At 66.5% G+C, this 25,752-nt stretch carries 24 protein-coding genes and 3 tRNA genes; 13 read left to right on the top strand and 14 right to left on the bottom strand.

All coding sequences use genetic code 11. The annotated features are described in order from the left end of the window. The first annotated feature begins 20 nt into the window (after window positions 1-20). Together FHD67_RS09880 and FHD67_RS09875 are read left to right on the top strand one after the other, a co-directional pair. Entirely contained in the window at window positions 21-428 is a 408-nt protein-coding gene (locus FHD67_RS09880) for a c-type cytochrome (RefSeq protein ID WP_045980776.1), read from the top strand. A 4-nt stretch (window positions 429-432) separates the two neighbouring features. Further along, the gene (locus FHD67_RS09875) at window positions 433-930 is read left to right on the top strand and encodes a phosphatase PAP2 family protein (protein ID WP_246071276.1); all 498 of its coding nucleotides are present in this window, start codon (window positions 433-435) and stop codon (window positions 928-930) included. On the opposite strand, the gene selD is transcribed toward FHD67_RS09875, so the two are convergent. Next, entirely contained in the window at window positions 927-1,988 is a 1,062-nt protein-coding gene (gene selD, locus FHD67_RS09870) for a selenide, water dikinase SelD (protein WP_139598597.1), read from the bottom strand. The genes FHD67_RS09875 and selD overlap by 4 nt on opposite strands. Before the next feature lie 156 nt (window positions 1,989-2,144). On the opposite strand from selD, the gene tig reads away from it, so the two are divergent. The 5 genes from tig to FHD67_RS09845 all read left to right on the top strand — a co-directional run bounded on the left by tig (window position 2,145) and on the right by FHD67_RS09845 (window position 4,796). Beyond that, window positions 2,145-3,479, top strand: a complete 1,335-nt coding sequence (gene tig / locus FHD67_RS09865) for a trigger factor (RefSeq protein ID WP_045980797.1) — start codon at window positions 2,145-2,147, stop codon at window positions 3,477-3,479. A 96-nt stretch (window positions 3,480-3,575) separates the two neighbouring features. Beyond that, complete coding sequence (locus FHD67_RS09860; protein ID WP_139598596.1) at window positions 3,576-3,995, top strand: DUF1489 family protein; 420 nt, start codon at window positions 3,576-3,578, stop codon at window positions 3,993-3,995. 42 nt (window positions 3,996-4,037) lie between these two features. Next, window positions 4,038-4,111: transfer RNA gene (locus FHD67_RS09855), tRNA-Gly, on the top strand. An 18-nt stretch (window positions 4,112-4,129) separates the two neighbouring features. Next, window positions 4,130-4,672 carry a histidine phosphatase family protein gene (locus FHD67_RS09850; RefSeq protein WP_045999623.1) on the top strand — a complete coding sequence of 181 codons (543 nt, stop codon included), beginning with the start codon at window positions 4,130-4,132 and terminating at the stop codon, window positions 4,670-4,672. 49 nt (window positions 4,673-4,721) lie between these two features. Then, window positions 4,722-4,796 (top strand) — tRNA-Val (locus FHD67_RS09845). A 103-nt stretch (window positions 4,797-4,899) separates the two neighbouring features. Here the strand turns inward: FHD67_RS09845 and FHD67_RS09840 are convergent. Next, window positions 4,900-4,989 (bottom strand) — tRNA-Ser (locus FHD67_RS09840). A 108-nt stretch (window positions 4,990-5,097) separates the two neighbouring features. Between FHD67_RS09840 and FHD67_RS09835 the strand changes: the two genes are divergently transcribed. From FHD67_RS09835 to FHD67_RS09820, 4 genes are all read left to right on the top strand, one after another. Continuing rightward, window positions 5,098-5,955, top strand: a complete 858-nt coding sequence (locus FHD67_RS09835; RefSeq protein WP_139598595.1) for a hypothetical protein — start codon at window positions 5,098-5,100, stop codon at window positions 5,953-5,955. Further along, window positions 5,952-7,013 (top strand): NUDIX domain-containing protein, encoded by a 1,062-nt coding sequence (locus FHD67_RS09830; RefSeq protein ID WP_139598594.1) that lies wholly within the window; start codon window positions 5,952-5,954, stop codon window positions 7,011-7,013. The genes FHD67_RS09835 and FHD67_RS09830 overlap by 4 nt, the downstream gene beginning before the upstream one ends. Before the next feature lie 84 nt (window positions 7,014-7,097). Then, entirely contained in the window at window positions 7,098-8,129 is a 1,032-nt protein-coding gene (locus tag FHD67_RS09825) for a cysteine synthase A (RefSeq protein WP_045999181.1), read from the top strand. Between the two features lie 8 nt (window positions 8,130-8,137). Continuing rightward, window positions 8,138-10,600, top strand: a complete 2,463-nt coding sequence (locus FHD67_RS09820) for a DUF3772 domain-containing protein (protein WP_139598593.1) — start codon at window positions 8,138-8,140, stop codon at window positions 10,598-10,600. A gap of 42 nt (window positions 10,601-10,642) precedes the next feature. Here the strand turns inward: FHD67_RS09820 and FHD67_RS09815 are convergent, their stop codons facing one another. From FHD67_RS09815 to FHD67_RS09800, 4 genes are all read right to left on the bottom strand, one after another. After that, window positions 10,643-11,731 (bottom strand): AI-2E family transporter, encoded by a 1,089-nt coding sequence (locus FHD67_RS09815; RefSeq protein WP_084697130.1) that lies wholly within the window; start codon window positions 11,729-11,731, stop codon window positions 10,643-10,645. 59 nt (window positions 11,732-11,790) lie between these two features. Further along, window positions 11,791-14,568: a DNA gyrase subunit A gene (gene gyrA, locus FHD67_RS09810; RefSeq protein ID WP_425467251.1), complete on the bottom strand. Its 2,778-nt coding sequence runs from the start codon at window positions 14,566-14,568 to the stop codon at window positions 11,791-11,793. 103 nt (window positions 14,569-14,671) lie between these two features. Continuing rightward, window positions 14,672-15,139 (bottom strand): disulfide bond formation protein B, encoded by a 468-nt coding sequence (locus FHD67_RS09805; protein WP_045980734.1) that lies wholly within the window; start codon window positions 15,137-15,139, stop codon window positions 14,672-14,674. Further along, window positions 15,136-15,714: a YqaA family protein gene (locus FHD67_RS09800; protein WP_139598592.1), complete on the bottom strand. Its 579-nt coding sequence runs from the start codon at window positions 15,712-15,714 to the stop codon at window positions 15,136-15,138. Before FHD67_RS09800 ends, FHD67_RS09805 begins: the two co-directional genes overlap by 4 nt. Before the next feature lie 148 nt (window positions 15,715-15,862). Here FHD67_RS09800 and ypfJ point away from each other — a divergent pair, with 148 nt between their 5' ends. Then, the gene (gene ypfJ / locus FHD67_RS09795; RefSeq protein WP_139598591.1) at window positions 15,863-16,699 is read left to right on the top strand and encodes a KPN_02809 family neutral zinc metallopeptidase; all 837 of its coding nucleotides are present in this window, start codon (window positions 15,863-15,865) and stop codon (window positions 16,697-16,699) included. Between the two features lie 137 nt (window positions 16,700-16,836). Here ypfJ and FHD67_RS09790 read toward each other — a convergent pair whose 3' ends face one another. Continuing rightward, the gene (locus tag FHD67_RS09790) at window positions 16,837-17,016 is read right to left on the bottom strand and encodes a hypothetical protein (protein WP_127898487.1); all 180 of its coding nucleotides are present in this window, start codon (window positions 17,014-17,016) and stop codon (window positions 16,837-16,839) included. Window positions 17,017-17,087: 71 nt separating this feature from the next. On the opposite strand from FHD67_RS09790, the gene FHD67_RS09785 reads away from it, so the two are divergent. Continuing rightward, entirely contained in the window at window positions 17,088-17,546 is a 459-nt protein-coding gene (locus tag FHD67_RS09785; RefSeq protein WP_045999186.1) for a type II toxin-antitoxin system RatA family toxin, read from the top strand. 38 nt (window positions 17,547-17,584) lie between these two features. Here FHD67_RS09785 and metK read toward each other — a convergent pair whose 3' ends face one another. The 7 genes from metK to FHD67_RS09750 form a co-directional block, all read right to left on the bottom strand. Continuing rightward, window positions 17,585-18,763 (bottom strand): methionine adenosyltransferase, encoded by a 1,179-nt coding sequence (gene metK, locus FHD67_RS09780; protein ID WP_139598590.1) that lies wholly within the window; start codon window positions 18,761-18,763, stop codon window positions 17,585-17,587. Window positions 18,764-18,767: 4 nt separating this feature from the next. Beyond that, window positions 18,768-20,153, bottom strand: a complete 1,386-nt coding sequence (gene ahcY, locus FHD67_RS09775; protein ID WP_139598589.1) for an adenosylhomocysteinase — start codon at window positions 20,151-20,153, stop codon at window positions 18,768-18,770. 75 nt (window positions 20,154-20,228) lie between these two features. Then, window positions 20,229-20,873: a TetR/AcrR family transcriptional regulator gene (locus FHD67_RS09770; RefSeq protein ID WP_045999189.1), complete on the bottom strand. Its 645-nt coding sequence runs from the start codon at window positions 20,871-20,873 to the stop codon at window positions 20,229-20,231. Between the two features lie 257 nt (window positions 20,874-21,130). Then, a complete protein-coding gene (typA, locus tag FHD67_RS09765) occupies window positions 21,131-22,951 on the bottom strand; it encodes a translational GTPase TypA (RefSeq protein ID WP_045999190.1) in 1,821 nt (606 codons plus the stop codon). A gap of 140 nt (window positions 22,952-23,091) precedes the next feature. Next, window positions 23,092-24,216, bottom strand: coding sequence for a hypothetical protein (locus FHD67_RS09760; protein WP_045980725.1), 1,125 nt, complete (start codon window positions 24,214-24,216; stop codon window positions 23,092-23,094). Window positions 24,217-24,434: 218 nt separating this feature from the next. Continuing rightward, window positions 24,435-25,193, bottom strand: a complete 759-nt coding sequence (locus tag FHD67_RS09755; RefSeq protein ID WP_045999191.1) for a hydroxypyruvate isomerase family protein — start codon at window positions 25,191-25,193, stop codon at window positions 24,435-24,437. Then, window positions 25,194-25,739, bottom strand: a complete 546-nt coding sequence (locus FHD67_RS09750) for a DUF1285 domain-containing protein (protein WP_045999192.1) — start codon at window positions 25,737-25,739, stop codon at window positions 25,194-25,196. Window positions 25,740-25,752: the final 13 nt, after the last annotated feature.

The raw sequence follows: 25,752 nt of genomic DNA, 5'->3' as shown, positions 1-25,752 counted from the left end.
AACCGACGGGGGCACGGACGATGCGGGCAGTGATGATGGCAGGGGTGGCGGGATTAGCGCTGGCAGGGCTGGTCGCCGCCTGCGCGCCCGAGGCGCAACCGACGGGCGCGGCGCGCGATTATGCGGATTACTGCGCAAGCTGTCACGGGCCGGGTGGACGGGGCAACGGGCCCGCCGCCGTGGGCATGGTGCCCGCGCCGGCGGACCTGACCATGCTGGCCGCACAGGATGGGGGCGTCTTCCCCAAGACCCGCGTAATGGGCCAGCTTGTCGGATACACGATGGGGCGCAGCGAATCGCACATGCCGATCTTTGAGGTCCTGCGCGAGGGGCCGGTCGTCATGTATGACGACGGCTCGGGCCAGCGCGTCGCCACGCCGGCCCGGTTGGTCGCGCTGGCGGATTACCTCCAGACCCTGCAGCGCTAGGGGGATGCGCGCGGCGATTGTCGGGCTGACCTGCGTGCTGGCCGTACCTGCGGGTGCGGACGGCCTGGAACGGTTCGGGACCACGATGAAATATGCGCTGCCGTTGGCGGCCGCCGTCTGCGCGGCCGATCAGGATCGGCTCGAGGATTTCGCCGTGCGCGGTGCCCTGCAGGCGGCGGTGGTGCTGGGCCTCAAGGCCGTGTTCGACGGATCGCCCCTGGGCACCCGTCCGACCGGAGAGGGGCGGGGTTTCCCGTCGGGGCATTCCGCCGCCGCGGGGTTCGGGGCCGCGGATCTGGCCGGCAAGTGCTGGGAGGACGATCCCGCTTTGGGCGCCGCCGCCTATGGTGCCGCGGGGCTGACCGCTTTCAGCCGCGTGCAGGCCGGCGAACATACGGCCGATCAGGCGCTGGCCGGTGCGCTGATCGGGATCAGCTTCGGCGCGGCCAGCTTTGGCATCGGCTCCGAAGGGGCCGCGATCAGCGTCGGCCTGCGCTTTTAGCGCAGAATGACGCGGGGCGCGTCGCTGTGCGGGCCGACCTCGCCGATGACGGCTGCATCCGCGAAACCGTGGCGCGCAAAGGCCGCCTGCACCGCCTCCAGCGCGTCCGGCGCGCAGGCGACCATCAGTCCACCGCTGGTCTGCGGATCGGTCAGCAGCGCGCGTTCGGCATCGCCGAAGCCCTGGGGCAGGGCCACGCCCTCGCTATAGCTGGCCCAGTTGCGGCCCGAGGCACCGGTGACATGGCCCGCAGCGATCAGATAGTCGATGCCCGGCAGGCGCGGCACGGCGGACCAGTCGATCATCAGATCGCAGCCCGATCCGCGCGCCATCTCCAGCCCGTGGCCGCCCAGACCAAAGCCGGTGACATCGGTCATCGCATGCACGCCCTCGATGGCGGCAAGGTCCGGGCCGGGGCGGTTCAGCTTGGTCGTGACCTCGATCATGCGGGCATAGCCCTGGGCATCCAGTTGACCCTTCTTCAGCGCCGCCGACATGACGCCCACGCCCAAGGGCTTGCCCAGCACCAGCAGATCGCCCGGCTGTGCTTCGGCGTTGCGCTTCAGCAGGGCAGGGTCGATCAGGCCCAGGGCGACCAGGCCATAGATCGGCTCGACCGAATCGATGGTGTGGCCGCCGGCGATGGGGATGCCCGCCTCGCGGCAGATCGAAGCGCCGCCATCCAGGATCGCCGCGATCGTCGCATGAGAGATCGCGTTGATCGGCATGCCCACCACCGCCAACGCCAGGATGGGCGTCGCGCCCATCGCATAGACGTCGCTGATGGCGTTGGTCGCCGCGATGCGACCGAAATCATGCGGATCGTCCACCACGGGCATGAAGAAGTCGGTCGTCGCCACCAGCGCCTGCCGGTCATTCAGCTTGTAGACGGCCGCATCGTCCGACGTTTCGATCCCCACCAGCAGTTCGGGGGGGACGGGCAGGGCGGCGCTGCCTCGCAGCAGGTTCGACAGGACGCCCGGTGCGATCTTGCAGCCGCAGCCGCCGCCATGGGCCAAGGATGTCAGGCGCGGTTCTTGCATGTCGGTGGCGGTCATGGGGACTCCTGTCGGTTGGACGCAGCATAGCGCAGCGGCGGGGATGTTCCAGCGCCTGGTGACCGCAATCTGCTTGCAGGCCAGCGGCACGGCGACTAGAACGGCTCAAATTTTCAGGCCGCCGGATCGGTGGCCCTTCTTTCTATGAGGACGATGATGCAGGTCAAGGAAACGCAGAACGACGGTCTTCAGCGCGGGTATCAGTTCACGCTGCCCGCAGCAGACCTGGCCAAAGCCGTCGACGCCAAGCTGAAAGAAGCTCAGCCGGAAGTCGAGATGAAGGGCTTTCGCAAGGGCAAGGTGCCCATGGCGATGCTGAAGAAGCAGTTCGGCCCGCGCATCCTGGGCGAGGCCATGCAGGACGCCATCGACGGCGCGCTGAAGGACCACCTGGAGAAGTCGGGCGACCGCCCCGCCGCCCAACCCAAGGTCGAGATGGAGAACGGCGAGACCTGGAAAGAGGGCAACGACGTCGTGGTTAACGTGACCTACGAGACGCTGCCCGCGATCCCCGAGGTCGACCTGACCGCGCTGTCGCTGGAAAAGCTGACCGTGCCCGCCGAGGACGCGGCCGTCACAGAGGCGCTGGAGAACCTGGCCAAGTCGTCGCAGTCCTTCGAGGACCGCAAGAAGGGCTCCAAGGCCAAGGACGGTGACCAGGTCACCATCGACTTCAAGGGTTTCGTCGACGGCGAGGCCTTCGAGGGCGGCGCGGCCGAGGACTATCCGCTGGTCCTGGGTTCGAACAGCTTCATCCCCGGCTTCGAAGACCAGCTGGTCGGCGTGAAGGCCGGTGACGAGGTCAAGGTCGAGGTCAAGTTCCCCGAGGAATACGGCGCACCGCACCTGGCCGGCAAGGACGCCACCTTCGAATGCACGGTCAAGGCGGTCAAGGCCCCGAAAGAGGCCGAGATCGACGACGAGCTGGCCAAGAAGTTCGGCGCCGACGACCTGGACGGTCTGAAGAAGCAGATCACCGAGCGTCTGGAGGCCGAGTATGCCGGCGCCGCCCGCGCCATCATGAAGCGTTCGCTGCTGGACCAGCTGGATGCGGCGGTCAAATTCGACCTGCCCAAGTCGCTGGTCGAGGCCGAGGCCGCCCAGATCGCGCACCAGCTGTGGCACGAGGAGAACCCCGAGGTTCAGGGCCACAACCACGATGCCATCGAGCCGACCGAAGAGCACAAGACCCTGGCCGAGCGCCGCGTGCGTCTTGGCCTGCTGCTGGCCGAGATCGGCCAGAAGGCCGAGGTGACCGTGACCGACCAGGAGATGACCCAAGCTGTGCTGCGCGCCGCCCGTCAGTATCCGGGCCAAGAGCGTCAGTTCTTCGAGTTCATCCAGCAGAACCAGGCCGCCCAGCAGCAGCTGCGCGCGCCGATCTTCGAGGATAAGGTCGTCGACCTGATCGCCGAAAAGGCCAAGGTCGAAGAGAAGACCGTGACCAAGGCAGAGCTGGAAAAGGCCGTCGAGGCGCTGGACGAGCTGTGATTTCGGTCCACTGACCGCGCAGGGGCCGCATCTTCGGATGCGGCCCTTTTGCGTTCGGGGCTTGATGGACGGGTCGGGCGCGACTAGGTGATCGCCATGACGACAAGCCTTCACCTGATGAAACTTTGCGTGGGTGCCGAAGGCCCCGATGAGCTTGCTGCGTGGCAGACCCGGTTCGGGTCCGGCCCGGCGCGGCACGTCACCCGCATGTGGCCCAAGCGCGAGGTGGAGCTGCTGGAAGGCGGGTCGATATTCTGGGTCTTCAAGGGCGTCATGATGGCCCGCCAGCGCATCCTGACCCTGGAACGGGTCGAGGGTGCCGACGGCATCCAGCGCTGCGGCATCGTGTTGGACCGCGACCTGGTTCGGGTTGCGGCCGTTCCGCGCCGTCCGTTCCAAGGCTGGCGTTATCTGGCCGCTGCGGATGCGCCACCGGACCTGCCCGCAGGCCGCGCGCTGGAAGAGGCCTTGCCCCCCGCCATCGCTGCCGCCTTGGCGGATATGGGCCTGCGCTGAGGCTTGACGGGATTGCGGCCAGCCGCTATCCGAACGAACGATGCGGGTGTAGCTCAATGGTAGAGCAGAAGCTTCCCAAGCTTACGACGAGGGTTCGATTCCCTTCACCCGCTCCACTTCCCGATCTGTATCTGATGCGCCATGGCGAGACGCTCTGGAACGTCGAGGGCCGCCTGCAGGGCCGCGGCGATTCCCCCTTGTCCGACTGCGGGATACGTCAGGCCGGATGGCTGGCGCATCTGACGCGCGGGATCGACGGCTTTCGCGTCTCCAGCCCGCTTGGACGGGCCGACCAGACGGCGCGGATCGTGTTCGGCGACAGGTTCCGGCATGATGCGCGCCTGTCCGAAATCTGCGTCGGCAATTTTGCTGGGCATCTGGAACGTGATCTTCGCGGCCGCTATCCCGACCTGTTCCGAGGTGGCGACTTGGCGTGGTACGACCGCTGCCCGGGCGGCGAAGGGTTCGCCGCACTGGAGGCACGGTGCCGTGCATTCCTGATGGACCTGACCGGCGCCACACTGGTCGTGACACATGGCATCACCCTGCGCATGCTGCGCTGTCTTGCGTTGGGCCAAGCCCCCGCACATCTGGCCCAAGGGGTGATTCACCAAGGTGGAATCCACATGATCCGCAACGGTGCGGAAACCGTCATGCGCCACGTGGATGATGTCTGATCTGCCCTTGCCAAGCGGTACCCAAATCGGTTTTATGCGCGGCGAGCGTGGCCCGTTAGCTCAGTGGTAGAGCGTCCCGTTTACACCGGGCCGGTCGGGAGTTCGAATCTCTCACGGGCCACCATGCATCATTTTCGACATCACGACAGCATTGCCCCGAAATGGGACATCAGCACGAGCATGTCGAAAAATGCCACTTTGACCATCGGAGCTGAACTGATGGAAAATGGCGGAGAGGGTGGGATTCGAACCCACGGAACCCTTGCAGGCTCAACGGTTTTCGAGACCGCCCCGTTCGACCACTCCGGCACCTCTCCGCGCTTCTTGGTGTGGTGACGCGGAATTAGAGGGGTGGGGGTTGAAGCGCAAGAGGGTTTGGACGAAAAAATCCCGACCGTCGAAATTTTTCGCGAAAGGTGCGGGACATGCTGACCATTCTGGGATTGCTTGCCGTTCTGGCACCTCCTGTACCGGCGGTGCCGCCGCCCGCGGACGTCCATCTGGTGCAGATGCAGCAGGACCCGGCCGACCGCATGTGGCGCACCCTGGACCTGGCCGCGCTGATGCCGATCCTGCAGGAGGAGGCCGTGACCGAGGCCGCCCGGATGGAGGGCGAGGGGCTGATCGCCGGGGGCGGCCTGCCATGGGCCCGCGTGGTCGCGCGAATCCACGACACCCCGCGGATGGAGGCGCTGTTCCGGGCGGGCGTCCGCGACGCCGCCGCGCGCATGGACCCGCAGCTGGTGGATCGGGCACTGGCCTTTCACGGGTCCGGCCTGGGCCAGCGGGTCATCCGCCTGGAGGGGTCCGCGCGGCGCGCCCTGCTGGAGGACGGGGTGGAGGATCAGGCCCGGGCGGACTTTGCCCGCGCCCTTCGCAATGGTGATCCGCGTGCGGAACAGATCGTCCAGTTGATCGACGGGGCAGACCTGATCGCACCCAATGTCGCGGGTGGCCTGAACGCGGCCATCGCCTTTTCCCGCGGCTATGCCGATGGGGGCGGGTTCGACATGGCCCCGGATCAGCAGCAGCTGATGGCCGATGCCTGGGCGCAGCGCGACCAGATCGAGGCCGAGGCGACGGTCTGGCTTCAGGGTTTCCTGATGCTGGCCTATGGCCCGCTGAGCGACGCCGAACTGGCCGATTACGCCCAGCACGCCGCATCGGCCGAGGGGCAGGCGCTGTCGCAGCTGCTGTTTGCGGGGTTCGACCGGGTTTTCGGGCAGACCTCATATGACATGGGCATGGCCGCGGCCCTACGCGGTCAGGGCCAACAGCTGTGATCGTCGTCGTCGGCGCATTGGCGCAGCCGCAGCTGGGCGCCGTGCTGGGCCTTGAAGGAACGCTGGTCGAGGTGCCGGGCGTCCTGACCGGCGGCCACCGGGCGGGGGTCGTGCTTGACGGCTGGCCTGCGCTGCTGCCTGCGCCGGGGACAATTCCGGGGTTGGCCATACAGCCGACGCCGCAGCTGGCGCGCTATGCCGCGGTGATGGGCCTGACGGTGCAGGAGGTGGGCGGGATGCAGGTCATGGGCATCGGACCCGGACCCGCCGCGGATCACGCGCCGATCGTCGACCGTGACGCGATCGCCGCCGAAATTGCGGACCAGATCCTGCAGGCACCGGCCGGGACCGGGGCAGACCTGCTGGCATGGCGGCTGCCGATGATGGGGATCTGGGCGGGCAGCCGGCTGCGTGCCCGCGCATCGGCGCCGTCAGGGCAGGGGATCGTCCCGCAGCGTCCCGCGGATGCGTTGCGCGTTCAGCAGCGCAGTCAGCCGTTCTTGGGGTTCTTCGGGGTCGAACGGCAGGTGCTGACCCATGCCCTGCATCAGGGCGGCCAGACCGCCCCCATGACCCGCGAGGCGTTCCTGTCGGGCGATGCTGCGGTCATCCTGCCTTGGGACCCGGTCCGCGACCGCGTTCTGGTGATCGAGCAGTTCCGCATGGCCCCCGCCCTTCGCGGCGATCCGCAGCCATGGCTGCTGGAGCCGGTCGCGGGTCGCGTGGACGCCGGTGAGACCCCCGACGCCGCGATCCTGCGCGAGGCGCAGGAGGAAGCGGGGCTGCAGGTCACGCGGCTGATCCCGGCCTTCAACGCCTATCCCAGCCCCGGCGCGCTGTGCGAGTTTCTGTATCACTATATCGGCATCGCGGACTTGCCGGACGGCTGCGCCGGTGTCCACGGGCTGGATTCCGAGGCGGAGGATATTCGCGGCCACCTGATGGACCGCGAAACGCTGTCCGCGCTGGTGGATGCGGGACAGATCGCCAACGGGCCGCTGGCCACCCTGTCCCTGTGGCTGGACGCGCGGCGGGACCGGCTGCGGGCGCAGGTCTGAGGGGCAGGGCGGGGTTGCCCCTCCAACCCGGGGGCGTATAGGTAAATGGAAAGTCCTGCACCTGTGAACAAAGGGTCGATCGCCATGCGAATCTATTCTGATCTGGCCGACGCGATCGGCAACACCCCGTTGATCCGCCTGAACCGCGCCAGCGAGGAGACCGGCTGCGAGATCCTCGGCAAGGCCGAATTCATGAATCCCGGCCAGTCGGTCAAGGACCGCGCGGCGCTGTACATCATCAAGGATGCGGTCGCGCGCGGCGCGCTGCGCCCCGGCGGCACCATCGTCGAGGGGACGGCCGGCAATACCGGCATCGGCCTGGCGCTGGTCGGCGCATCGATGGGGTTCAAGTCGGTGATCGTCATCCCCGAGACCCAAAGCCAGGAAAAGAAGGACATGCTGCGGCTGGCCGGCGCGACCCTGGTCGAGGTTCCAGCCGCCCCGTACAAGAACCCCAACAACTATGTCCGATATTCCGGCCGTCTGGCCGAAGCGCTGGCGCGCACCGAGCCGAACGGGGCCATCTGGGCCAATCAATTCGACAACGTGGCCAACCGCCAGGCCCATGTCGAGACGACCGGACCCGAGATCTGGGACCAGACCGACGGCAAGGTCGACGGGTTCATCTGCGCGGTGGGCTCCGGCGGCACGCTGGCGGGCGTCGCGGACGCGCTCCAGCCCAAGGGCGTCAAGATCGGCCTTGCCGATCCCGAAGGCGCGGCCCTGCATTCGTTCTACACCACCGGAGAGTTCGACAGCCCCGGCAGTTCGATCACCGAAGGCATCGGCCAGGGCCGCATCACGGCCAACCTGGAGGGGTTCACCCCCGATTACAGCTGGCGCATCCCCGACGAGGAAGCGCTGCCCATCGTCTTTGATCTGCTGAAGGACGAGGGTCTGTGCCTGGGCGGATCGTCCGGCATCAACATCGCGGGCGCCATCCGCATGGCGCGCGAGATGGGGCCGGGCCACACGATCGTCACCATCCTGTGCGATTACGGAACCCGCTATCAGACAAAGCTGTTCAACCCCGACTTTCTGCGCGCCAAGGGCCTTCCCGTACCGGAATGGCTGACCCGTCCGGCGCCGGATCTGCCGCAGGTATACGAAGACTGAAAGGTTTCATGCGACATCTGATTGCAACGTTCCTGGTGGCGCTGCTGGCCCTGACAGCCGCGCCCGCCATCGCCCAATCCGTAAACTATGACACCTGGAACCAGGTCGCCGAACGCGCCGAGGCGCTGACCGCGAACCCCCAGGCCACCAACGAGGAGCTGGCCCGCACACGGGCGCGGATCGTCGACTGGCGGGATCGGCTGCAGGAGGGTCAGAACGCCAACGGCGACCGCATCGCCACCCTGCGCAACCAGATCGAGGCCCTTGGCCCCGCGCCCGCAGAAGGCGCGACCGAGGACGAGGAGGTCGCAAACCGGCGGACCGAGCTGAATCAGCAGCTGTCCACCGCCCAGGCCCCCCGCATCGCCGCGACCGAGGCCACCAGCCGTGCCAACTCCATCATCGGCCAGATCGACGAGATCGTGCGGCAACGTCAGGCGCTGGAATTGGCCAAGCAGACGCCGTCGCCGGTTCTGCCCGCATCGTGGGCCGCGGCGGCGACGGACGGCCTTGCGCTGCTGGAGGGTGTCGGAGGAGAGGTGTCGGGCCAGGACGCCACGCCCGAAATCTGGGCCGACCTGCGTCCGCGGCTGCCCTACGTAGCGGGATACCTGATCGCGGCGCTGCTGATCCTGACCTATGGCCGGGCATGGATTGTGGCACTGCCCACCCGCCTGTCCAGCCGGGCGTCGGAATATTCCAAGGCGGTGCTGGCCTTCGTCGTGTCCCTTGGCCAGATCGCCGTGCCGATGGCGGGTGTCTATCTGGGCATCAGCGCCATCCAGGCCACCGGTCTGCCCGGACCCTGGACGACGCCGTTCCTGAACGCGCTGCCGGTGGCGGCGGTGATCCTGTTCGGCGGGATCTGGATGGCCCGTGCGCTGTTCCCGCGCACCGCCATCGCCTATACCTCACTGCAGATGACCGAGGAGGCTCGCGTCTCGGCAGGTCGCATGGTCCAGACGCTGGCCCTGCTGATGGCCATCCACCACATCCTGTCGCGCGCCATGCTGCCGCTATCTGGCCTATATGAACAGGGCGAGGCGCAGGTCGGCCGTGTCCCCGTTCAGTTCAGAGAGGCGTCGGCCGGCGTCTGGCACCTTGTGCTGATCGTGCTGGCCGCGCTGGCGATGTTCCGGCTTGGCAACATCCTGCGGCGGCTGACGCGCGATGCCGTGACGCAGGACCTGTCCTATCGCCACTGGATCGCGGCCTGGGCGGGGCGTCTGACGCGCATCATCGCGCCGATCGCAGTGCTGCTGACGGCGGCCGGTTTCGTCAACCTGGGCAACCTTCTGGTCTGGCCGTGGCTGTTCTCGCTGGCGCTGGTGGGGCTGCTGATCCTGCTGCAGGACTTCACCGCCGACCTGTTCAACATGATGCAGCGCGGGGCCGAAGGCGCCCGCGAGGGGCTGGCCCCGCTGCTGACCGGGTTCGGCCTGGTCCTGGCGTCCATCCCGATCTTCCTGATCATCTGGGGGTCGTCCGGCGCCGAACTTGCCGAATACTGGGTCCGGTTCCGCCAGGGCATCAGCCTGGGCGGGGTGAACCTATCGCCGGGCGCGATCCTGACCTTCCTGATCATCTTCGCCATCGGCTATGCGCTGACGCGCGGAGTGCAGGGGATGCTGCGCACCTCGATCCTGCCCAAGACGCGGCTGGATGCGGGCGGACAGAACGCCGTGGTGTCGGGCCTGGGCTATGTCGGGCTCTTCCTAGCGGCGCTGTTGGCCATCACCTCGGCCGGGATCGACATGTCGTCCTTTGCGATCGTCGCGGGTGCCCTGTCGGTCGGTATCGGTTTCGGCCTGCAGAACATCGTGTCGAACTTCGTCAGCGGGATCATCCTGCTGATCGAACGTCCGGTCAGCGTCGGCGATTGGATCAGCGCCGGCGGCCAGCAGGGCATCGTCAAGAAGATCTCGGTCCGCGCCACCTTGGTCGAGACCTTCGACAAGACCGAGGTGATCGTCCCGAACAGCGACCTGATCAGCCAGCCGGTGACCAACTGGACGCGTCACAACAAGGTCGGCCGGATCATCATCCCCGTCGGCGTTGCCTATGGCAGCGACACGAAGAAGGTCGAGAATGTCCTGCGCGAGATCGTCGAGGATCACCCGTTGGTCTCCATCGACCCGGCACCGGCGATCCTGTTCCGGGGCCTTGGGGCAGATGCCCTGAACTTCGAGATCCGGGCGATCCTGGCGGATGTCGGCACGGGGCTGGGCGTGACGTCGGACCTGCTGCATTCCATCGTCGAGCGCTTTGGCGCAGAGGGGATCGAGATCCCCTTCGCCCAACGCGACATCTGGCTGCGCAACCCCGAGGCGCTGCCCGGTCAGTCGCACGGGCCCGCGTCGCGAAACGCGCAGCCGGGTGCCCTGACGGCACCCACGACCGTCAGCCCCGAACTGACCCGCGATGACGCCGATGAGGCGCCGGGCCTGCCGGACGACGGCGACAGCCGCTGATCGACCCTCCGGGGCATGGGGCCAGGCGCCGCATGCCCCGGATCAGGCCGCCATCCGGTCGGATTGGACGTCGTTGTCACCGTCGTCGGGCAACCCTTCTCGCGACAGCATCACGGCAACGCCCCGCAGCCAGGGGATATGGGCGCAGATGATCATCAGCGCGACCATGATCGGAACCGCCAGGAACATCCCCGGCACCCCCCAGATCGCCCCCCAGAAGGCAAGCGACAGAATGATGCCGAAACTGGACAGCCGCAGCGTCTGGCCCAGCAGCATCGGATCGATGATGTTCCCGATCAGGAACTGTGTGACCGCGCACAGCACGCCCACGATCACCGTGGCCGTCGGATCGCCGGTCAGCACGAAGGCCAGAAGGACCGCGATCAGCGTCGCGATGATCGACCCGACCGACGGGATGAAGTTCAGGACAAAGGTCAGCAGGGCCACCGCGGTGGCCAGTTCCAGCCCCATCGTCCAGAAGATCAGCCAGACGATCGAGGCCGTGACCGCGCTGACCCCGGTCTTGACCACAAGATAGCGGTTCACGCGGTGCATGATGGACGCGATGATGCGGCGGATTTGGCGCGCATGGTCCGCGTCGTTTGCCAGACGCTCGATCTTCAGCGGGAACCACACCTGTTCGGCGAACATGAAGCCCACGAACAGGATCACCAGCACGCTGCCCGACAACAGCCCGGACGCCTGTCCCGCCAGCGACCGGATCCAGCCGGTGATGTTGAAGTTGGTCAGCGCCGTGATGATGCGTTCCTGTGCCTCGGGGCCAAGACGCTCGGTCAGGGCGGGCAGGGCGGCCTGCGCCCGTTCGGCATAGCTGATCGCCAGGAACACCACCTCGTTCACCTGTGCGACGATGGTGGTCGACACCCACAGCAGTCCAAGCGCGATCCCGATCAGTGCCAGCGTGGTCGCCAACCAGTTCGGCACCCGAAGGCGGGTCGAGATGGCGTGGATCGCATCCGAGGTCAGCGAGAACAGGATGATCGCGATCGCCAGAGAGATCAGGATGAACTTGGCCTGCACCAGCATGAACATCAGCAGCGAGAATGCGATCAGCCCCAGAAACCCGGTCTGCAGGCGCTCTCTCAGCACGGTCTCGTTCGAATGGTCCAAATGACGCCCCTGCGGATCGGAAAAACCCGACCCCGGCGGCCGGGGTCGGGTCGATGATGTCAGTCCTGCGCGGGCGCGGTCTGGCCGGGATCGCCCTCGTCCAGGTCGACCGCGTCGCCCTGTTCTGCGATCCGCGCGACCGAGACGACGACCTCTCCGGCGGCGGTGTTGAAGACCCGCACCCCGCCCGCGCTGCGCGAGCGGAAGCTGATGCCCTGCACCGGGACCCGGATCGACTGTCCGGTCGATGTCGCCAGCATGATCTGATCAAAGCTTTCGACCGGGAAGCTGGCGACCAGCGGGCCGCCCCGCATGGCGCGGTCCATCGCCATCACGCCCTGGCCCCCACGGCCACGGACCGGATAGTCGTGGCTGCTGCTGATCTTGCCCGATCCCTTGGCGGTGATGGTCAGGATCAGGTCCTCGGCCGCCGACATCTCGATGTAGCGTTCCTGGGTGACGGTGCCCTCGGGGGTGTCGTCATCCTCGTCCGCTTCGGCGCCGTCGTCCAACGCACCGGCAACCGCACGGCGCATCTTCAGATAGGCAACGCGTTCGGACGGGTCCGCCTCGAAATGGCGGATGACCGACATGCTGACGACCTTGTCGCCCTCGGCCAGACGGATGCCCCGGACGCCGGTGGAATCGCGGCCCTTGAAGACCCGCACCGCCGTGGTCGGAAAGCGGATCGCGCGGCCTTGTGCGGTGACCAGCATCACGTCATCCTGCTCGGTCGCCATCCGCACGTTCACCAGCGTGACGCCCTCGGGCAGCTTCATCGCGATCTTGCCGTTCGCGCGCACGCTGCCGAAATCGGACAGCGCGTTGCGACGCACGTCGCCGTCATCCGTGGCAAAGACCACCTGATAGTTGTCCCATTCCGTCTCCGGCGCATCCATCGGCAGCAGCGCCGCGATGCTGACGCCCGCGCCGATGGGCAGGATGTTGACCATCGCCTTGCCCTTGGAGGTGCGGCCCGCCAGCGGCAGGCGCCAGGTCTTCATCCGATAGACCATGCCGTCGGTCGTGAAGAACAGCAGCTCGGTATGGGTGTTGGCCACGAACAGCGTGGTGACCACGTCGTCTTCCTTGGTGGCCATGCTGGACAGACCCTTGCCGCCGCGCCGCTGCGCGCGGAATTCGGCCAGCGCGGTCCGCTTGATGTAGCCGCCAGAGGTGATGGTGACGACCATGTCCTCGCGCTCGATCAGGTCCTCGTCCATCATGTCGCCGGACCAGTCGACGATCTCGGTGCGGCGCGGCACGGCGAACAGGCCGCGGACCTCGCGCAGCTCGTCCGCGATGATCGCCATGATCCGTTCGCGCGACGCCAGGATCGCCAGATAGTCGCGGATGCTGTCGGCCAGCGACTGCAGCTCGTCCGTGATTTCCTTGACGCCCAGCTGGGTCAGACGCTGCAGGCGCAGCTCCAGGATGGCGCGGGCCTGCGTCTCCGACAGGTTGTAGGTCCCGTCCTCGTTCACCGGATGCAGCGGATCGTCGATCAGGCGCAGGTATTCGACGATGTCATGGGCTGGCCAGCGCCGCTCCATCAGCTTCTCGCGGGCCTCGGCGGCATCGGCGCTGCCACGGATGGTGGCCACGACCTCGTCGACATTGCTGACCGCGACGGCCAGGCCGCACAGCACATGGCTGCGTTCGCGTGCGCGGCGCAGCTCGTAGGCGGTGCGGCGGGCGACGACCTCCTCGCGGAAGCTGATGAAGTAGGTCAGGAAGTCGCGCAGCGCCAGCTGTTCGGGCTTGCCGCCGTTCAGCGCCAGCATGTTGCAGCCAAAAGTCGTCTGCAGCTGGGTAAAGCGGAACAGCTGGTTCAGCACCACGTCGGGTGTCGCATCACGCTTCAGTTCGACCACGACGCGCACGCCATGGCGGTCGGATTCGTCCTGGACGGTGGCGATGCCCTCGACCTTCTTCTCCTTGGCCAGTTCGGCAATCCGCTCGATCAGGGTCGATTTGTTCACCTGATACGGGATCTCGTCGATGACGATGGCAAAGCGGTCCTTGCGCGGTTCCTCGATATGGGTCCTGGCGCGGATCATGACGCTGCCGCGACCTTCCAGATAGGCCTTGCGCGCCCCGGACCGGCCCAGGATCGTGGCGCCCGTGGGAAAGTCGGGGCCCGGGATGATCTCCAGCAGGCGCTCGGTGGGCAGGTCGGGATCGGCGATCAGCTCCAGCGTGGCGTCGATGACCTCGCCCAGGTTGTGCGGCGGGATGTTGGTCGCCATGCCGACGGCAATGCCGCCCGCGCCGTTGACCAGCATGTTCGGGAACCGCGCCGGAAGGACGGTCGGCTCGCGGTCCTTGCCGTCATAGTTGTCCTGGAAATCGACGGTGTCCTTGTCGATGTCCATCAGCAGGAAGTTGGCGGGCTTGTCCATCCGCACTTCGGTATAGCGCATGGCCGCGGCCGGATCGCCGTCCATCGACCCGAAGTTGCCCTGGCCGTCCAGCAGTGGCAGCGACATCGAGAACGTCTGCGCCATCCGCACCAGCGCATCATAGATCGCGCTGTCGCCATGGGGGTGATACTTGCCCATCACGTCGCCCACGGACCGCGCGGACTTGCGATAGGGCTTATCGGCGGTGTTGCCGCTTTCGTCCATCGCATAGAGGATGCGGCGGTGAACCGGCTTCAGACCGTCGCGCAGGTCGGGGATCGCCCGACTGACGATCACCGACATGGCATAGTCCAGATACGAGGTCCGCATCTCGGCGCTGATGTCGATCATGGGGCCGTCGTGATGCATCACCACGCGGCCCGCAGCACCGTCTTCGGGGGTTTCGGGCAGATCGTCTTCTGGGGTGTCGGCCACGGGTATTCCTCAACATCTAGTTGGGGTTCGGTATAGCCGAGCCTGCCGCAGGGGGCAATCGCGCCCCGCCCCCAAGGTCAGGAAATCACGCCTTGCGGGGACCTCAGGCGCCCTTGCGGGCGGCCACTGCCCACAGGCCCGCCAGACCCGCCGACAGGATCGCGTTCCATCCTGCCATCGACACCCCCATGAACTGCCACGCGATCTCGTCGCAGCGGACCACGGGGGCGGATTGCAGGCGGGCCATCAGGTCCTGCGTGGTCATCCGCGACAGATCGCCCACGCCGCCCGAACAATGCGCCGGTCCGGCCCACCAGGTCATCTCGACCCCGACGTGATAGATCGCAAGCCCCATCGCCGCACCCGCCGCGATCATCCCCAGAACCGCCAGCGCCCGCACCCGGCCGGTCAGCCAGATCAGCGCCGCGATGCCCGCCGCCGCCACATGCGGCCAGCGCTGCAGGATGCACAGCTCGCACGGGGCATAGCCCGCCGCCTGGAAGCCAAGCGCCGCGATCAGCAGCAGCGCGGACCCCGCGCCCGCCAGAAGGGAAAGCCTGATGCCCGTCACAGGTACCTCACCGCCGCAAAGCCGCCGATCAGGCAGGCCATGAAGATGGAGAACATCAGCCCAAGCCGACGTTCGATGAAATCGCGAATCGGCGGACCGAACCGCCACAGCAGCCCGGCCACGACATAGAACCGCCCCGCGCGGCCGATGATGCTGGTCAGCACGAACAGGGGCAACGAAAAGCCCACGGCGCCGGAAAAGATGGTGATGACCTTGAACGGAAAGGGCGTCAGCGCCGCGACCAGCACCGCCCAACCGCCGAACTCGGCAAAGCGCGCGGCCAGGTCGTCGAACGCGGCCTCCTTGCCGTACATGGTCAGGACCCACATGCCGACGCTGTCCATCAGGATCGCGCCGATCGCGTATCCCAGCAGCGCGCCCAGAACCGACCCCGCCGTGGCGATGAAGGCGATGGCCCAGGCCCGCGCCCGCTGCGCCAGCACCATCGGGATCATCAGCACGTCGGGCGGGATCGGAAAGACCGAACTTTCGATGAAGCTGACTGTGAACAGCGACGCGTTCGCGTGGCGATGGGACGCTAGCCCCATGGTCCAGTCGTATAGCCTGCGCAGCATGTCCGCCCCTTTGTCGCGTGCCCCGTGCATCCCCCCGCAGGGCCGTCGCGTCAAGCGCCTTGCACGCCCGTCGCGGCGCTGTGATGGTTGGCGGGAACCCCCGGCGGGGCGGGGCGTTCGGGGCGACAGCCAGCAGGGGGACCAGGGCATGCAGTGGCGCGGACGACGGGGCAGCGGAAATGTCGAGGATCGGCGGAGCATGGGCCGCGCCGGGGTCGGCGGATTGGGCGTGGCGGGCACGCTGGTGGTTCTGGCGGTCGGCTACTTCTTCGGGATCGACGTGACGCCGCTGGTCCAGGGTCTGGATCAGGGCGGCGGGCAGCCCGCCGAACTGAGCCAGCGCGACCAGGAATGGGGCGAATTCGTCAGCGTGGTTCTGGCCGACACCGAAGAGGTCTGGCAGCCCGTGCTGCAGCAGCAGGCGGGCGTCGCCTATCAGGACCCGACCCTCGTCCTGTTCAGCGGCGTGGTGCGGTCGGCCTGCGGTGGTGCGTCGTCGGCCATGGGTCCGTTCTACTGCCCCGGCGATCAGCGCGTCTATCTGGACACCGACTTCTTCGACATGATGGCGGATCGCATGGGCGCGGGGGGCGATTTCGCCGCAGCCTATGTCATTGCGCACGAGGTGGGGCATCACGTCCAGAACCTGACCGGCACCCTTGGCGCCGCGCAGCAGCCGGGCCTTTCGGAGACGCAGGCCAACCAGTTGTCCGTCGCGACCGAGTTGCAGGCTGACTGCTATGCCGGCATCTGGGCGCGCCAGGCGCAGGAACGTTTCGGCACCCTGGACGTTGGCGATATGGACGAGGCGATGCGCGCAGCAGAGGCCGTCGGCGATGACGTGATCCAGGCCAGTGCGGGCCGGACCCCCATGCCCGACAGCTTCACCCACGGCAGCGCGGCGCAGCGTCAGGAATGGCTGATGCGCGGGTTCGACTCGGGCGACATGAGACAATGTAACACGTTCGGTGCCGGGGCCCTGTGATCCCGACACCAAACAGACCGGAGGAAATGATGACCCTGATTCTGACTTTCGCGGGCCTTCTGACCGCTTTCGCCATCACCTTGGCATTGGGTGCGCCCAAGCCCCGTCCGGTCGCCATTCGCGATCGCGACTGACCGTCAGCGGGGCAGGCGGTGCGGGCGTTGGTCCTGCGTGGCCCAGTCCGGCCACCAGCCCAGCTTTTCCAAAGCCAGCAGCGCAAGCCCGATCGCGATCACGGCGATCACCAGCTTGACCATCTTGGCACTGGGAGGGTTGCGCGCCCATTTTGCCGCACGCAGCAGCCATATCATGTTCATCGCGCGTCCTGCCTGTTAAATCGGTGCCGAATCGAAACAGACGCCGCGACGAAACTCAAGAGCGATAGCCCGTGCCGAACCACCGCGACAGCCGCAACCTTCCTTACAGTGCCCGCCAGATGTACGATCTGGTGGCCGACATCGAAAGCTATCCGCAATTCCTGCCCTGGAACAGCGCGGCCCGCATCCGGACGCGCACCACCCGCCCCGACGGCGCGGAGGAGATCGCCGCCGATCTGGTCATCAGCTTCAAGGTCTTTCGCGAACGCTTTGGAAGCCGGGTCGTCCTGTGGCCCGAGCAGGACGGCGTCTGGAAGATCGACACGGAATATCTGGACGGCCCGTTCAAGTACATGCGCAGCGGCTGGTCCTTCAAGGATCGCCCGGAAGGGGGCTGTCATGTCGAGTTCTTCGTCGATTTCGAATTCAAGAACGCGATCCTGCAACGCCTGATCGGCGTCGTCTTCCACGAGGCGATGTCCCGCATCGTCCGCGCTTTCGAGGATCGGGCCCGCAAGTTGTATGGATGACAAGGAAAAAGGCCGCCCGGTGGGGCGGCCTTCGTCATTCAGCTCAGCGCCGCGTTCAGCGCTTCTGCCTTGTCGGTGCGTTCCCAGCTGAACGCGGTCGCCCCGTTCAGCGCATAGGGTTCGCGACCGAAATGGCCATAGCTGGCCGTTGGGCGATAGATCGGATGCAGCAGGTCCAGTTCGCGGATGATCGCGAACGGGCGCAGGTCGAACACCTCGCGCACAGCCGCGACGATCCGGTCGACCGGCACGGTTTCGGTCCCGAAGCAGTTCAGGCTGATCGAGGTGGGCTCGGCCACGCCGATCGCATAGCTGACCTGGATCTCGCAGCGCTTGGCCAGACCGGCCGCCACGATGTTCTTGGCAACCCAACGGCCGGCATAGGCCGCCGAGCGGTCGACCTTGGACGGATCCTTGCCCGAGAACGCGCCGCCGCCATGACGGGCCATGCCGCCATAGCTGTCGACGATGATCTTGCGCCCGGTCAAGCCGCAATCGCCGACGGGACCACCGATGACGAACTTGCCGGTGGGGTTGATGAAGAACTTGGTCGCATCCGACAGCCATTCCGCAGGCAGGACCGGGCGGATGATCTCTTCGATCACCGCCTCGCGCAGGTCGGCCAGGCTGATCTCGGGGTTGTGCTGGGTGGACAGCACGACCGCGTCGATCCCCTCGGGGCGGCCGTCGGCGTCATAGCGCAGCGTCAGCTGCGATTTGGCATCCGGGCGCAGCCAGGGCAGGGTGCCGTCGCGTCGCACCGCCGCCTGGCGTTCGACCAGGCGATGGGCATAGGTGATCGCAGCGGGCATCAGCACGTCGGTCTCGTCGCTGGCATAGCCGAACATCAGGCCTTGGTCGCCTGCGCCCTGCTCCTCAAGGCTGGCGCGGTCGACGCCCTGGTTGATCTCGGGCGACTGCTTGCCGATGATGTTGATGACCGAACAGGTTGCCCCGTCAAAGCCCACATCCGATGAATTATAGCCGATGTCGGTGATCACACCGCGCACGATGGATTCCAGATCCACCCAGGCACTGGTGGTGATCTCTCCCGAGATGATGGCGACGCCGGTCTTGACCATGGTCTCGCACGCCACGCGGGCGCGCGCGTCCTCGGCCAGGATGGCGTCCAGGATCGCGTCCGAAATCTGGTCGGCGATCTTGTCGGGATGGCCCTCGGACACGGATTCCGAGGTGAAGGTCGAGTATTCTGTCATGACATCAATACCGGTAATGGTCGGATTTGAAGGGGCCCTCCGGCGTCACGCCGATATAGGCGGCCTGTTCGGACGACAGCACGGACAGCTTGGCACCGATCTTGTCCAGGTGCAGCCGCGCGACCTTTTCGTCCAGCGCCTTGGGCAGGATGTAGACGCCGGGCTTGTAGTCGTCGCCCTTGGTCCACAGCTCGATCTGCGCCAGCACCTGGTTGGTGAAGCTGGCCGACATCACGAAGGACGGGTGGCCCGTGGCATTGCCCAGGTTCAGCAGGCGCCCCTGCGACAGCAGGATGATGCGATTGCCCGAAGGCATCTCAATCATGTCCACCTGGTCCTTGATATTGGTCCATTTGTGGTTGCGCAGCGCCGCGACCTGGATCTCGTTGTCGAAATGGCCGATGTTGCCGACGATCGCCATGTCCTTCATGGCGCGCATGTGCTCCAGCCGGATCACGTCGCGGTTGCCGGTGGTGGTGATGAAGATGTCGGCGCTGTCGGCCACATCCTCCAGGGTCACGACCTCGAACCCGTCCATCGCGGCCTGCAGCGCGCAGATCGGATCGACCTCGGTCACCTTCACGCGGGCGCCGGCGCCCTGAAGGCTGGCGGCCGAGCCCTTGCCCACGTCGCCATAGCCGCAGACGACGGCGACCTTGCCCGCCATCATCACGTCGGTGGCACGGCGGATGCCGTCGACCAGGGATTCCTTGCAGCCGTACTTGTTGTCGAACTTCGACTTGGTCACGCTGTCGTTCACGTTGATCGCGGGGAAGGGCAGCTGGCCGTTCTTCTGCAGGTCGTACAGGCGGTGGACGCCGGTTGTCGTCTCCTCGGACACGCCGACAATCTGGTCGCGCATCTTCGTGAACCAGCCGGGCGACTGCGCCAGACGCTTGGCGATCTGCGCCTTGATGACGGTCTCCTCGTCCGACTGCGGCACGGGGATCACGTCCTCGCCGGCCTCGGCGCGGGCGCCCAGCAGGATGTACAGCGTCGCATCGCCGCCATCATCCAGGATCAGGTTCGGTCCCGCGGGGAACTGGAACGAGCGATCAAGGTAATCCCAATGCTCGGCCAGGCTCTGCCCCTTGATGGCGAAGACCGGGACACCCGCGGCGGCGATGGCGGCAGCGGCGTGATCCTGGGTCGAATAGATGTTGCAGGACGCCCAACGGACATCCGCGCCCAGATGGGTCAGCGTCTCGATCAGGACGGCGGTCTGGATGGTCATGTGCAGGCTGCCGACGATCCGGGCGCCCGCCAGCGGCTTGGCCTCGCCGTATTCGGAACGCAGCGCCATCAGGCCGGGCATTTCCGTCTCGGCGATGTCCAGTTCCTTGCGGCCGTATTCGGCCAGCGCAATGTCCTTGATGATGTAATCGGTCACGGCTGCTCTCTTCGGTCATTCACAGGTTGCAACCGGGATACCGCAAGCACCATGGGTCCGAAAGGGGCTAATCCGTCACATGCCGGCCATATGGGGCTGGCTGCTGCGCGCCATCCGATGCACGAAATCATGCGTCAGATGCTTGGCGGTGGTCAGGGAATCGCGCTCTTCGGTCCAATCCTTCAGGCGGCCGTCCAGAACCAGCCGCGCAAGCCCCACCACATAGCAGCGCGCGGACAGGGCCAGCATCGCGATATCCTCGCGCGGGTGCAGGCGACCGGTATCGCGGGCCCGCGCCAGCATGCGCAGCGTCAGATCGGCGATGCTGTCGGTATAGCGCCGCAGGATGGGTTCGTGCCGCGCGTTGGTCAGATCGCAGTCCTGCAGCAGCCTGAACTGCGCGGGATAGCGGCAGGCCCAATCCAGATAGGTGTCGCCCAGGCTCAGGAACTGCGCGACGGGGTCGTCGGGATCGACGCGGACCACCGCGCGGGTGCAGCTGTCGATCAGCACGACCAGCGCCTGTTCGACGCTGGCCACCAGCAGGGCGCGTTCATCGGCGAACAAGGCACGGACCCGTTCGACGGGTTCGTCGACGGCTTCGGCAATATCGGCAATCGTGGGGGGCTGGCGGCGTTGGTCCAGGACAAGCGTCATCGCGGCACTGATGGCGCGGTCGTGCAGACCCCTGGGGTCACGGCGTTCCGACAGGTGTTTCATCACGATGCAATCCGATCCGTTGCGGGGTGGGCCAAACGAAAACAGATGACTTGAATGTGATTTAGGGCCAGAATGCCCCAGAAAAGCAGCCGTGGAATCTATGTAGCAACCAAATTTGTGCATCTTAAACGGGTGCGCAATTCGGATAAGACAATCATAGCACGAAGTGTCGCCTTGGCGACATATCTAAATGGACAGGTCCGCGTGCCGGGGGGCACGCGGACCTGTGATTTCAGCAACCTTGCGGTGGATGCGTATCAGGCGCCGGACCGTGCGACGCGCTTGCGTTCGTGCGGATCCAGGTGCCGCTTGCGCAGGCGGATGTTCTTGGGCGTGACCTCGACCAGCTCGTCGTCGTTGATATAGGCGATCGCCTCTTCCAGCGACTGGCGGACCGGGGGCGTCAGGCGGACGGCCTCGTCTGTGCCGGAGGCACGGACGTTGGTCAGCTGCTTGCCCTTCAGCGGGTTCACCTCAAGGTCGTTGTCCCGGCTGTGTTCGCCGATGATCATGCCCTGGTACAGCTCTTCCTGCGCGCCGATGAAGAACTTGCCGCGATCTTCCAGCTTCCACAGCGCATAGGATACGGACACGCCGTTCTCCATGCTGATCAGCACGCCCTGGCGACGGCCCTGGATGGCACCCTTGTGCGGCGCCCAACCGTGGAAGATGCGGTTCAGCACGCCGTTGCCGCGCGTATCGGTCATGAACTCGCCTTGATAGCCGATCAGGCCACGCGACGGGACATGGGCCACGATGCGCGTCTTGCCGACGCCGGCGGGACGCATCTCGACCAGGTCGCCCTTGCGGTCGCCGGTCAGCTTCTCGATCACCACGCCGGTGTATTCGTCATCGACGTCGATGATGACTTCTTCGATCGGCTCAAGGCGCTGGCCGTCCTCTTCCTTGTAGATCACGCGCGGGCGGCTGATCGACAGCTCGAACCCTTCACGGCGCATGTTCTCGATTAGGACGCCCATCTGCAGTTCGCCGCGACCCGAGACAACGAAGGCCTCGCCGCCGGGGGTGTCCTCGACCTTGATGGCGACGTTGATCTCGGCTTCCTTCATCAGTCGCTCGCGGATCACGCGGCTCTGGACCTTCTTGCCGTCCTTGCCGGCCAGCGGGCTGTCGTTGATGCCGAAGGTGACGCTGATGGTCGGGGGATCGATCGGCTGCGAGGGCAGGGCCTCCATCACGTCCGGGTGGCACAGCGTGTCGGCCACGGTGGCCTTGGCCATGCCCGCGATCGTCACGATGTCACCGGCCTCGGCCACGTCGATCGGGGTCTGTGTTAGGCCGCGGAACGCCATGATCTTGCTGATGCGGAACTGCTCCAGCCGCTCGCCGTCGCGCGACAGCGCCTTCAGCGTGTCGCCGGCCTTGGCGGTGCCCGCCTCGACGCGACCGGTCAGCAGACGGCCCAGAAAGGCGTCGGCGCCAAGCGTGGTCGCCAGCATCTGGAACGGCTCGTCCGCGCGAGTGATCTGCTTGGGCGGCTGGACGTGCTTCAGGATCAGGTCGAACAGCGCGTCCATGTTCTTGCGCTCGCCGTCCAGCGTCGCGTCGGCCCAACCGCCGATGCCCGAGGCATAGACATGCGGAAAGTCCAGCTGCTCGTCGCTGGCGCCCAGGTTGGCGAACAGGTCGAACACGTCGTTCAGCGTCTCGTCGGGCTCGGCTGCGGGCTTGTCGACCTTGTTCAGCACGACGATCGGGCGCAGGCCCAGGGCCAGTGCCTTGGAGGTCACGAACTTGGTCTGGGGCATCGGGCCTTCGGCCGCGTCGACCAGCAGGCAGACGCCGTCCACCATCGACAGGATGCGTTCGACCTCGCCGCCGAAATCAGCGTGGCCGGGCGTGTCGACGATGTTGATGCGCGTGCCCTTCCATTCGACCGAGGTTGCCTTGGCCAAAATGGTGATGCCGCGTTCACGTTCGATGTCGTTGCTGTCCATCGCGCGTTCCGCGACGGCCTGGTTGTCGCGGAAGGAGCCCGACTGACGCAGCAGCTGGTCCACCAGGGTGGTTTTGCCGTGGTCGACGTGAGCGATGATGGCGATGTTGCGGATATCCATGACGGCCTTAATCTGTAGGTTTCGCGGCTGCCCTAGCCGATAAGGGCCGCGAATGCCAGCCCGCAAATGCGCATGGCCCCCGACACGGGGGTCGGGGGCCATGCTTGTCACATTTCCGTCGCGTCGGACGAAGACGTCCGTCAGGTGCGGCGACGCGACAGGCCACCCCAGACGCGACCGGCATCGCGGTCCGAACCGCCCTTGATTGCGCCCATCCAGGCGGCCAGACCGGCAACCAGCGACGACACGGCCAGGAACAGCGCGCTCCACACCGCACCGCGGCGGGCGGATTCGGCAGCGGCGATGGCGGCATCCTGTGCCTCCTGCAGCTGCTGTTCGGCTTGCGCCTGCAGTTCCTGGGCGCGCTGTTCGGCAGCGGCTACGGCTTCCTCGGCTTGGGTCCGCGCTTCTTCGATACGGGCTTCGGCTTCGGCACGCAGGTCCTGAGCCTGGGTCACGGCTTCCTCGACGCGGGCGTCGATCTGGGCCGGGGTCAGGTCGGTACGGGCGGCAAGCGCGTCGCGCAGATAGTCAAGATCGTCATCGGCCACCTCGCCCGTGCGCAGAACGGTGCCCAGGATGCCGGTGACCTCGTTGCGGATCGCCTCGTTCGAGAACTGATCCGGTGCCGCAGCCTCGCTGCGCAGCAGACGGTCGGTCACATAGTCCAGCGGATTGCCGCCCATGTCCTGACCACCAGCGGCCTCACCGGCGCCCGAGATCGCGCCGCCAGCCAACTGACCGACGCCGCTGACGGCACCGCCAGCGATCTGGCCAACGCCACCGACCACGCCGCCGGCCAGTTGGCCCGCGCCCTGCACGGCACCACCCACGGCGGAACCTGCAGCTTCGACCGCGGTCGAAGCCGCGTTGCCGGCCGCGCGGACGCCGCTGGACACCGCGCCTGCGGCCAGGATGCCGGTCAGGATCATGCCGATCGCCCAAACGGTCAGGCCATGGATGCCGTCGCGTGCATCCGTCTGGTCCTCACCGGAATGAGTGCGACGGCGCATCCGCCCCGACACGTATCCACCCAGGCCATAGACGGCCACCATGGACGCGAAGGCGAACAGGCCGACCAGGATCAGGGCGAACGTGCCCAGACCTTCGCCCGGCTCTGCCGAGACGGAACCAAGGCCGATGGCAGCCGTGAAGCCCGTGAAGACGACCGAGGCGCCCGCGGCGATGGCCGCACCGGCAAGGATGGATGCCCAGTCGACATGGGGGCGCGAGCCGGTGCCGGCTGCTTCGAGGTTTTCGTTCATGCTGTTAACCCTCAACGCAGGCCGAGGAACGACAGGACGAACAGGACGACGACAACCAGGCCGACAATGTAGATGATCGAGTTCATGGCATTTTCCCTTTGCTTTGGGCGTCTGCCGCGTGCGGGGGCGCGACACGGCGACGCATCTGTCAGCAAACGGACCACGCTGCGCGCAAGTTCCCTGTTGCACAGGAAAATCCGACCGGATGTTGCGCGGGTTCAACCGGCGACGTGCAGCCACCCCAATCCGGACTGGGTGGTTCGGACGGGGGCGTATTCGGCCGACACCCAGCCGCGATACCCCCAGTCGTCCAGCTCCGCGAACAGGGAGGGATAATCCAGGGTGCCGACGTCGGGCTCGTTCCGACCGGGATGGCCCGCGATCTGGATGTGGCGCACCAGCGGGGCGACCTTGCGCCAGCAGGCCTGCATGTCGCCCGTGATGACCTGTGCGTGATAGGTGTCCAGCTGCAGCCCAAGGTTCGGCGCGGCGATGCGGTCGATGATGTCGATGGCCATGCCGTAATCGGTCAGGAAATATCCCGGCATGTCGGTGTCGTTCACGGGTTCGATCGTCAGGCTGGCATGGGGGGCGCGGTCCGCGGCCCAGGACAGGTTCGCGACAAGGGTCTCCAGCGCCTGAGCACCCTCGGCGCGACCGGCCATAACGTGGATGTGACGCGCGCGCAGCGCCTGCGCCACGCGCAGGCTGCGTTCGAAATCGCGACGAAAGCGATCCTCCAGCCCCGGAACGGCGGCAAACCCGCGCGGTCCGCCGGCCCAGTTCGGCGGCGGCGCGTTGATCAGCACGATCGGCAGCCCCGTCTTGACCGACGCGCGATAGAGGTCCTGCGCCGCGATGTCATAGGGGAACAGGATCTCGACCCCGGTGAACCCGGCCTCGGCCGCGGCGGCAAAGCGGTCGATCATCTGCAGTTCGGTGAACAGTGTCGTCAGATTGGCTGCGAACTGCGGCATTCAGGGCTCCAGTGCGAAGGACTGTCTGCCGGACCGCACCGCCGCGCGCCCGTCGGGCCCGGGATCGGCCGCGGCCGCCAGGCGGTAGAAGGTCTTGCGGTCGATCAGCGCCTCCAACCCGCCGCGCACATGGACATAGGGCCGCGGAACCTCGGCCGTGCCGCGGATGATGATCGCGTGATCCGGACCTGCCGTCACCCGTTCGCCCATGTTGGTGACGAAGGTGATCACGTCCTGGGCGATGTCGGCATCGGTGACCAGGAAGGGCGCATCCTCGACCCGGATGCCGATCTTCTCGACCGGAGAGACCAGGTAAAATCGGTCGCCCTCACGCTTCAGGATGCTGGCGAACAGGCGCACCATCGCGGGGCGTCCGATGGGCGTGCCTTCGTGCAGCCAGGTGCCGTCCGCGCAGATGGTCAGGTCCATCTCTCCGCAATAGGGCGGGTTCCACAGATGCACGGGCGCAGGCCCGTCCTTGGCCGCGATCGCCGCGGCTTGGGCCAGCCCGTCGGGGTTCACGCTTTTGTCACCGTTTTCCGCCATTCGATCTGGTCGC

It is taken from the genome of Paracoccus haeundaensis (genome assembly GCF_006239215.1).
Taxonomy (GTDB): Bacteria; Pseudomonadota; Alphaproteobacteria; order Rhodobacterales; family Rhodobacteraceae; genus Paracoccus; species Paracoccus marcusii.
This window is presented reverse-complemented; position numbering and strand designations above follow the sequence as displayed.